At 39.6% G+C, this 8,662-nt stretch carries 5 protein-coding genes; 3 read left to right on the top strand and 2 right to left on the bottom strand.

The features are described from left to right. The first annotated feature begins 498 nt into the window (after positions 1–498). From DX933_RS16675 to DX933_RS16665, 3 genes are all read left to right on the top strand, one after another. Positions 499–3,825, top strand: a complete 3,327-nt coding sequence (locus DX933_RS16675; protein WP_123317558.1) for a CDP-glycerol glycerophosphotransferase family protein — start codon at positions 499–501, stop codon at positions 3,823–3,825. A 28-nt stretch (positions 3,826–3,853) separates the two neighbouring features. After that, on the top strand, positions 3,854–5,053 hold the full coding sequence (locus DX933_RS16670) for a CDP-glycerol glycerophosphotransferase family protein (protein ID WP_223806015.1): 1,200 nt from the start codon (positions 3,854–3,856) through the stop codon (positions 5,051–5,053). Positions 5,054–5,144: 91 nt separating this feature from the next. Continuing rightward, positions 5,145–5,882: a WecB/TagA/CpsF family glycosyltransferase gene (locus DX933_RS16665; RefSeq protein WP_123317556.1), complete on the top strand. Its 738-nt coding sequence runs from the start codon at positions 5,145–5,147 to the stop codon at positions 5,880–5,882. Positions 5,883–6,002: 120 nt separating this feature from the next. Here the strand turns inward: DX933_RS16665 and DX933_RS16660 are convergent, their stop codons facing one another. Further along, positions 6,003–7,019, bottom strand: a complete 1,017-nt coding sequence (locus DX933_RS16660) for an LCP family protein (RefSeq protein WP_123317555.1) — start codon at positions 7,017–7,019, stop codon at positions 6,003–6,005. 804 nt (positions 7,020–7,823) lie between these two features. After that, positions 7,824–8,549 carry a glycerophosphodiester phosphodiesterase gene (locus tag DX933_RS16655; RefSeq protein WP_123317554.1) on the bottom strand — a complete coding sequence of 242 codons (726 nt, stop codon included), beginning with the start codon at positions 8,547–8,549 and terminating at the stop codon, positions 7,824–7,826. Between the last annotated feature and the right edge of the window lie 113 nt (positions 8,550–8,662).

Below are 8,662 nucleotides of genomic sequence, written 5' to 3'. Positions count from 1 at the left end.
TAGGTTTGAAAAGTCTTTTAAACAGATATGAAACAATGCGTTGGACTTAAATGAAACCGCCGTATACCGAACGGTACGTACTGGTGGTGTGAGAGGACGGGAGTTAATCACTCCCTCCTACTCGATTACTTTCGAACTGTTTATAACTGCTTCTATTCTGAAAGAAAGGGTAAATGGTTTAAGCGTACCAAATAACTTATTTTATTATATCTAGTTAAGAGTAGAGAATAAAAAAACCCTCTTTAATATTAAGTTTCTTACATATTCACATCATATGGTGTCCTTCATTACATATAGGACTCTTTCCTTGACGGGGTTTTTCTATGATAAGATTTATGGTATAAACTGAAACTTTTAACAATAAATGGGAAGCTTCTTATCACCTGATTATTTCAATATAAATTGTTACACTTTGATTAAATCTGTAGTGAAATGGGGAATTCTAATAAGTGATGTATTATAATAATCTTTACGAATAAGATGTAGGTGGTTTAGTAAATGCAATTTTTTAAAAAGAAATCTAATAAGAAAAGGCTTAAACAATCTCTAGTCATTCAGCAAAAATCGCAGAACTATTATATTCACGGAAACTTAAATAATTCAAATTATCAAGTGCGAGGACTATACTTCGTTTCTCGTACAACAGATATAGAAATACTGATAAAATCAAAAAAACAAAGTAATTACTTTGAATTTGATTTTTCTTTAAATGAATTTCAAGAAGAACTATTTGTATCAGATGAAGAAGATATTTATGATTTATATTTACATATACGTGTGTATACGGAAGATGTAAGTAAAAATAGTTATAATAAATTACTACAGAAGTCTTCTCCGCAGCTTGATGAAGCAGGTAAGGAATATATCGAGTACCAGATGCGGTTTGGACGTTTTCAGGAATCCATATTTTCAAAATTAGATGTTGTTAGTATCAATGGAAATACAGGTGTACTGTATAAAACGGTGAAAGGGAATCTCTCCTTCGCTGTAAATAAACCATTAAGTCCAAGCACTAAAACACAAATAAATCATTTGAAATTTAAACATAATCAAATGTTTTTGGATGGTCGTGTATTTACTAAAAACTCTTGGATTGAATCTTGTCATTTGCTGCTAAAAGGGCGGGAAACCGGCAAGGAAGTTAATATACCTGTAACTTATGAACAAATTACAGAGGACGTCAAAAGAAAGTTCGGTTTAAATCGTTATTACTTTCAAATATCCTTTAATCTTGATCAAGTTTTCGAACAGGCGCAACTAGAAGGAGATATTTATGATCTGTTTTTTGTAATGGATTATAATGATATTTCGGAACCTATCATGGTTCGTGTTGGAAAACCGAGATTTTGGGCTCGTTTTCGCATGAAATCTTCTTTTGCCCGTGTTGGAAATCAAATTTTGTCAATAAGCCCTTATTATACGATTAAATACAAAAATCTTTCTCTTCAAGTGGATGAATTTGCCGCAGATACGTATCGTTATTTAAAGCGAATCATGCGCTGGTATTGGATATTAAGACCTTTTTATTGGAAGAAGGATATATGGGTTGTTGGAGAAAGGCCGTATAAAGCACAAGATACTGGATATCGTTTTTTTAAATATATGCGTGAAAAACATCCAGATAAACAAGTGTATTATGTAATTGAATCAGATTCCCCCGAATTAAAAAATGTAAAACCATATGGGAATACACTTATTTATAAATCAAAAAAGCATATTTTATACACGTTAATGGCAAGAAGAATTATAGGTTCCCATCATCCAGATTATTTGTACCCTTTACGAACAGATGAATTTAAGCACAAAGTTAAAGGGTTAAAGGTCTTTATTCAACATGGTGTGATTGGAACTAAAAATGTTATACATTTTTATGGAAAGAACTCAAATAGTTTTGACACAGATCTATTCTTGGTGAGCTCGGATTTTGAAAAAAAATTAATTATTAATGATTTTGGTTATTACCCTAGTGAGGTGAAAGTAACTGGTCTTTCTAGGTTTGATAGTTTATTCGAGCAGGATATCCCTTTGAAGCAGCAATTGCTTATTATTCCAACCTGGCGAGAATGGCTCGTCAATGATGAACAATTTTTGGAAAGCGATTATTTGCGTCGTTACCAAGAGTTAGTGAATGATCCAGCATTACATCAACTTGCATCACAGTACGGTTTTGAAATCGTATTTTGTTTGCATCCAAATATGCAACGATTTACCCACTATTTTAAGGATTCCCCTGTAAAGGTCATTAGTCAGGGCGAGGTGGATGTACAGGATTTACTAAAGGAAAGTGCCATGATGATAACGGATTATTCAAGTGTGGCATTTGATTTTAGTTTTCTAAACAAGCCAATTATTTATTATCAGTTTGATCGGAAACGTTATATAGGTAAAAAAGGTTCACACTTGAATTTAGATGAAGATTTGCCGGGTGAAATTGTTTATGAAGAAAGTGATATCATTTCACTTGTCAAACATTATGCGAAGTCTGCATTTATGATGAAAGATTTGCATATAGCTAAAGCAGACAAGTTTCTGAAGTACAAAGATCAGAAAAGCTCCGAACGTATTTACCGGGCGGTTTCAAATGCAAAAGGTAAAAAGTTTGTGGACAAACTACGCCAAAATGAGATTATACGAACTATATTCAGACGGTGGAGAAAAAGTAAATACTATTTTCCAATGATGAAATTATTTTATCGACTTGCAAAACGTTTTACCAAGGTAGATAAAAATCTAATTGTGTTTGAAAGTGGTATTGGGAAACAATATGCGGATAGCCCGCGTTTTGTTTATGAGGAAATAGTTAGTAGAAAACTTAATTATCGTAAGGTCTGGATTCATAATAAAAATGTTCGTTTTGATGATACGAACACAATTTCTGTAAAACGGCTAAGTCCAAGATATTATTATTATTTGGCAAAAGCTGGCTACTGGGTAAATAACCAGAACTTCCCAACCTATCTAAAGAAACGTCCGCAAACGACGTATTTGCAGACATGGCATGGGACGCCGCTGAAAAAGATGCTGTATGATATAGAAGAAGTGCATGGTCGAAGTGATGATTATGTGGAACGTGTAGGTAATGCAGTGAAAAATTGGGATTATTTAGTTTCACCGAGCAGCTACGCCACGAAGGCATTCCGTAGTGCTTTCCATTATAATGGAGAGGTGCTCGAAGTAGGCTATCCACGAAATGATATTTTTTATCAGCCAAATCAAGAGGAAATGAAAGAGCGAATTCGTAATAAACTTGGAATACCAGCGGATAAAAAAATCATTTTATATGCGCCGACATTTCGTGATGACCAAAAGGGAAAGAAGAATCGCTTCGCCTTTGAATTGGAAATGGATATCCAGCAAATGCAAGAACGCTTAGCAGATGACTATGTACTGCTGCTGCGGATGCATGTAGTTGTTAGTTCGAAATTAACGTTGGAAGAAGAGTGGGAAGAGTTTGCTCATAATGTATCCAATTATCCGGATATGCAGGAGCTTTTACTCATTTCTGACGTATTGATCACCGATTATTCTTCGGTAATGTTTGATTTTGCAAATACGAGTCAACCGATGCTGTTTTTCACCTATGATTTAGAGCATTATCGGGATAGTCTGCGTGGATTTTATATGGATTTGGAGGCAGAAGCACCAGGTCCGCTTGTTTACAATACAGAAGAGATTGTTACGTCGATTGAAAATATTGCACAAGTAAAGCAGACATATGAAGAAAAATATACCCGTTTCCGTGAACGATTCTGTGGACTGGAAGATGGACATGCGACCAAGCGTGTCGTGGATGCCGTCTTTCATACATCGAACGGGAAGAAATAGTAAATTATGATGTAGGTGGTAGTTGGAATTGAAGATCAAACGATTCATCATCCGATTGCGAAGGGGGCCGCTTGTGATTGGACTGCTAAAAGCTTGTTTTCTATTAGCCAGTTTATTGCCGGTCCGCAAGCAGCTCGTTATCTTTGAAAGCTTTCACGGGAAGCAGTATAGTGATAACCCTAGAGCAATCTATGAATATATGCGTACCCATTATCCAGAGCTGGAGCTATATTGGAGTGCAGATCGGCGGCATACAGAGCTGTTTGCCCAGCAGCAGCTGCCTTATCTGCGCCGCTTCTCATTTGCTTGGATATGCAAGATGGCCCGGGCGCGTTATTGGATTGTCAATGCCAGGATGCCGCAATGGCTTCCAAAACGAAAGGGAACCATGTATGTTCAAACATGGCATGGCACGCCATTGAAGCGGTTAGCGGCAGATATGGATGCGGTATATATGCCAGGAACGGATACGGAAAGATATAAGAGAAACTTCCTGGAGGAAGCAGCCAAATGGGACATGTTACTGTCTCCCAATGCTTATTCTACGGAAATTTTTCGTCGGGCATTTGATTTTAAGAAAGAAGTATTGGAATTTGGTTATCCGCGAAATGATGTACTAACAAATCAAAACAACATGGAAACGGTAGAGCAGCTAAAGAAAGCCTGCCAGCTTCCAACGGATAAAAAAGTAATCTTATATGCGCCGACTTGGCGTGATAATCAATTTTATGACGTCGGTAAATATAAATTTGAAATTCAATTGGATATGAAGCGGATGCAGAAGGAGCTTGGGGAAGACTATGTGCTGGTGCTCAGACTCCATTATTTAGTGGCTGAAAACCTCGATTTAACAGGGCTGGAAGGCTTTGCCTATGATTTCTCCACATATGGGGATATCAAGGATTTGTACCTGTTAGCTGACATATTAATTACCGATTATTCTTCGGTATTTTTCGATTATGCCATACTGAAGCGTCCCATACTTTTCTTTGTGTACGATTTAGATGATTATCGTGATGACCTTCGTGGCTTTTATTTTGATTTTGAACAGGAAGCGCCAGGACCATTACTACAGTCAACGATGGAAATAATAGATACAGTTCAGCAATTGGAGCAGTCAGGCTTTGCTCCAACTGCTGAACGACAAGCATTTTATGAACGGTTTTGCAGCTTAGAGGACGGCAATGCAAGCAAGCACGTCGTCGAACGTATTTTACAAGAATCGTAAAACCTGTTTCACTTCATGAAATCATCATGGTATGATGTTTGCAAAGAAGGGTGCAAAGCTAAAGATGCGGAACGGTAGGGAGGCGAAGAGCATGACAGAGACAGAAAAAAACACCGTACAAATTATGGATATCGACTTTGTCCATACAACGAAAAAGAATCTGCTTCATTATGAGTTATTTCCCCGACTCAATCGACAGCAGAAATGCTTCATCGTGACTGCCAACCCAGAAATTGTCATGCGCACGAGAGAAGATGAGGAATACAAACGAATCGTTCAGCATGCGGATTTTGTCATTCCAGATGGTGTCGGGATTATTAAGGCTGCGAAAATCATGAAGCAACCATTACCGGAACGCATCCCAGGCTATGAGCTGGTCCTTGATTTATTGAATTTTGCTAATGTCCAAGGACTAAGCTGTTATTTCCTTGGTGGCAAGGATTATGTTAATGAAAAAATGGCCCTGGAGGTGGAGCGGCAGTATCCGAACATCCATATTGCCGGGCATCATCATGGTTTTATCGGAAATCAGGATGAGCATATTGTTGAGGAGATTGCTAAATCTGGTGCGGATATCGTCTTTGTTGCACTTGGTATGCCAAAGCAAGAAAAATGGATTTACAAGCATTATGATCGGTTTTCAAAAGGGCTATTCATGGGTGTAGGCGGCAGCTTTGATACGTTTGTCGGTGAGCTTCCTCGTGCCCCACAAAAATGGATTGACCTGAACCTGGAGTGGTTATATCGCTTATTAAAGCAGCCATTCCGCGTGAAGCGAATAACAAAAGTATTCGAGTTTATGATCCGAATTCTATTAAAAAGAACATAATTGGACCGTATGTCATGGATAGAAGCGTTATTCATGTCATACGGTTTTTATATGCTAACCTGGCCCATATAAAAATGGTTACCGCAGGCTGTTTTGGCAGAGGCGGTAACCATTTATTTTTTAATGCATTTGATCGCCATCGAGACTGCTGTCACCGGCGAAGTCATTCGTTGTTTCTCGTTTTTCTACAGGTAAATCCAATTGTTCACGCAATTCATCCTGAACAGCTGCAACACTTTCCTCATCTGCATGGAAATACCATAATCCATCATCCATCCGACCACCTTCACCCTCTAAATTAACGGTTTGGATTGCAATGTTTTTGCTTAAACCATAGGATAGAAAGCTTTTCATATCGTCAAAGGTTAGGTTGGTTCGCATATTAGATCCTACTGCTTCAATAACATTATCCAGTTTCAGGATAGAAGAAGCAGAGGATGCTTTATCGGCAACACTCTTGATAATTTCTTGCTGTCTCTTGCCACGTTCCATATCACTATCATATTTTCTCGTACGTGCAAGGGCCAAAGCTTCCTCACCATTTAGTTCCTGAAAGCCAGGCATTAGGTGAATGGCATTTTGGCGATCCTGGGAATCCATTTCAGTCATTTCATATGGAACATCATATTCGATGCCGCCAAGGGAATCGACAACCTCCATGAATGCTTCAAAATTAACGCGAACATAATAATCAACTGGGACATTTAAAAACTGCTCAACGGTTTCAATGGTAGCTTTAGGCCCACCAAAGAAATGCGCATGATTGATCTTTGTGCTATAACCGACCTCTGGCACGTACACATAGGCATCACGTGGAATGCTTAGTAGCTTGACAGAATTTCTTTTTTTATTAAAAGTGGCAAGCATGAGCGCATCCGAACGGCTTGCTTCTCCATAGTCACGGTTTTCACTTGTGTCTACACCAATAATTAGTACCGATACATTGTCTTCTACGGGGTTAACAACCTCATCACGTAAATCAGATTTTTCATCTTCCCGCCCCACTGATTCATGGGAATCGCCCATAACAGATGCCGTTTTCTGATACAGATGAGCAGCATACCCGATACCAGCAGAAAGTAACACAACCAAAACAACAGCGGTAATTCCAACCCATTTTTTTAATTTTTTATTCATCGACGTACTCCTTATATTCATAAGCATCAAAAACTTACCCTTTATTTTACCGCATTTATTCAAGAAAGTGTAGCATTAAATTACAAAAGCGCAAGCGCCCGCTTAGCAACGTATAAACTGCGCCCCGCCAAGCGGGGGGCTTCGGCGTTGTCGCGCAAAGCGACGGTTTTAGCCGAACTTCCGATTGATTTGACTTATCGTAGGAAGATTTTAAGGAAGGAAGGCTAAAACCGTCCCATCCTGGGACACCGCCTTCATGACCTACATCGTGTAGGCCCAAGTTTACTAGTTGCTGGGCGCTTAAGCTAGCCGAACAAAAGCGCAAGCGCCCGATCAGCAACGTATAAACTGCGCCCCGCCAAGCGGGGGGCTTCGGCGTTGTCGCGCAAAGCGACGGTTTTAGCCGAACTTCCAATTGATTTGACTTATCGTAGGAAGATTTTAAGGAAGGAAGGCTAAAACCGTCCCATCCTGGGACACCGCCTTCATGACCTACATCGTGTAGGCCCAAGTTTACTAGTTGCTGGGCGCTTAAGCTAGCCGAATAAAAGTGCAAGCGCCCGATTGGCAACGTATAAACTGCGCCCCGCCAAGCGGGGGGCTTCGGCGTTGTCGCGCAAAGCGACGGTTTTAGCCGAACTTCCGATTGATCTGACGAGATAAAGGAACTTGAGCTCATGCTGACATAATACTCCGTGGAATCCAAACTTATGCAACAAAATACGGTGAGTCTTGGATAATGGCGTAGGTGCAAATCTAGCATACTCGCGATGCGTGTGGATAACGGCTAGGATATGAGTCTATCTACGCGTTGGGTTGCCCAAAAATAGATGGCAGGTTTGTAAAGGTACCATCTACACCGTAAGAAAGAAGCTCCTCATAACGTGACTTGGATAAAACAGTATATGGATAAACTTCATAGCCAAGCGCCTTACATTGCTGGACGAAGTTTTGATCCACATACACCTGATTGGGATGGATGCTGCGTATCCTTAGGCCACTTTCTCGTACGTAATCCCATGTACGCAGGATACGGTAGTGAAACAGCATGCCTAAATCCATGTCAGGCGCAAGCTGTTGTACCTTTTCAAGTGCTACATGATCAAATGAGGAAATAATGACAGTCTCCATTCGATTGTATTGCTTCAGGCAATCCAATAGCCGTTGTTCAATTCCTTCATAAAGTACAGGTATATTTTTAATTTCAATATTAAGCAGGACATCTGGCGGGACGAGATCAAGTACCTCTTCTAACGTAGCGAGTGTAAGCCCTTGATATGCTTCAGAAAAAGTGCTGCCAATATCAATTTGTTTAATTTCAGCTAGTGTACAATCTTTTATGCGTTTCGTTGCTGCTGGATTAAATCGTTTCAACGTATGGTCATGACATACGACAAGAGCTCCGTCCTTTGTTAGCTGTACATCCAATTCGATTGCTTTTGCCCCGTGGTCCAATGCATGCAAAAATGCAGGTAACGTATTCTCTGGGGCATCTGTTAATGAGCCGCGATGGGCGAAATTTAATACCATGCTGCCGCCTCCCGATTTTAAAAATGTATGTAAAGCATATCATAGGATGGCGGGTGCTTCGAGACATTTATGCGAGTAGAAAATGTAGAACCAAGACCGACCTGCTCCAGTCC

The organism is Ornithinibacillus gellani (assembly GCF_003730295.1).
Classification (GTDB): Bacteria; Bacillota; Bacilli; order Bacillales; family Amphibacillaceae; genus Ornithinibacillus_A; species Ornithinibacillus_A gellani.
Note: the sequence above shows the minus strand (reverse complement) of the source record. Positions and strands in the feature narration are given on the sequence as shown.

Bases quoted from the DNA above. Each gene is read 5' to 3' on its own strand.
- DX933_RS16675 (WP_123317558.1), top strand. From the start codon at position 499: ATGCAATTTTTTAAAAAGAAATCTAATAAGAAAAGGCTTAAACAATCT.
- DX933_RS16655 (WP_123317554.1), bottom strand. From the start codon at position 8,549: ATGGTATTAAATTTCGCCCATCGCGGCTCATTAACAGATGCCCCAGAG.
- DX933_RS16665 (WP_123317556.1), top strand. From the start codon at position 5,145: ATGACAGAGACAGAAAAAAACACCGTACAAATTATGGATATCGACTTT.
- DX933_RS16660 (WP_123317555.1), bottom strand. From the start codon at position 7,019: ATGAATAAAAAATTAAAAAAATGGGTTGGAATTACCGCTGTTGTTTTG.